Annotated in this window: 1 protein-coding gene; it reads right to left on the bottom strand. The window is 51.0% G+C overall.

What is annotated here, in order from left to right; genetic code table 11:
- Nucleotides 1-16 precede the first annotated feature (16 nt).
- The coding region (locus HMPREF0576_RS09595) for an integrase core domain-containing protein (RefSeq protein ID WP_154645590.1) at nt 17-527 on the bottom strand (511 nt) is incomplete at its 5' end.

Below are 527 nucleotides of genomic sequence, written 5' to 3'. Positions count from 1 at the left end.
GGTTTTGTTCCGTTTCTTATACGGGTGCTAGTTGTTTAGCATGGGTTTGATTATATTGGGTTATCACTTCCTCGGGAGTGGAATAATCTAGCGATTCGTGGAGACGCTGGTGATTCCACCAGTACACCCAGTTCAGGGTCGCCCATTCGACTTCGGTGCATGAGCGCCAGGTCTGGGAGTAAATCAACTCGGTTTTGTATAGCCCGTTGACGGTCTCGGCTAGCGCGTTATCGTAAGAATCCCCAATAGTTCCGGTCGATGATCTAATCCCTGCATCTGTTAGGGCGAAAAAAGCTGATGCCAGTTTCAGAATCTCGTTCGTACGTCTGAGTTCTGCGTTTTCTTTACGCAACCGCCTTATCTCGGCAGACTCCTCTCGAGTGACCCCGGATCTCTCGCCCTGATCTATTTCAGCTTGATTCACCCAGCGGCGCAGTGATTCCCGACTGACACCGAGTTTCAATCCGGTATCACTGATAACCGCCCATCTCGAAACCCCAGAACCGTCTCGAAGCCGGTCAAACACC

Origin of the sequence: Mobiluncus holmesii ATCC 35242 (genome assembly GCF_000185445.1) — a bacterium.
Taxonomy (GTDB): domain Bacteria; phylum Actinomycetota; class Actinomycetes; order Actinomycetales; family Actinomycetaceae; genus Mobiluncus; species Mobiluncus curtisii.
The sequence above is the reverse complement of the archived record's forward strand: the minus strand, read 5'-3'. Positions and strand labels throughout refer to the sequence as shown.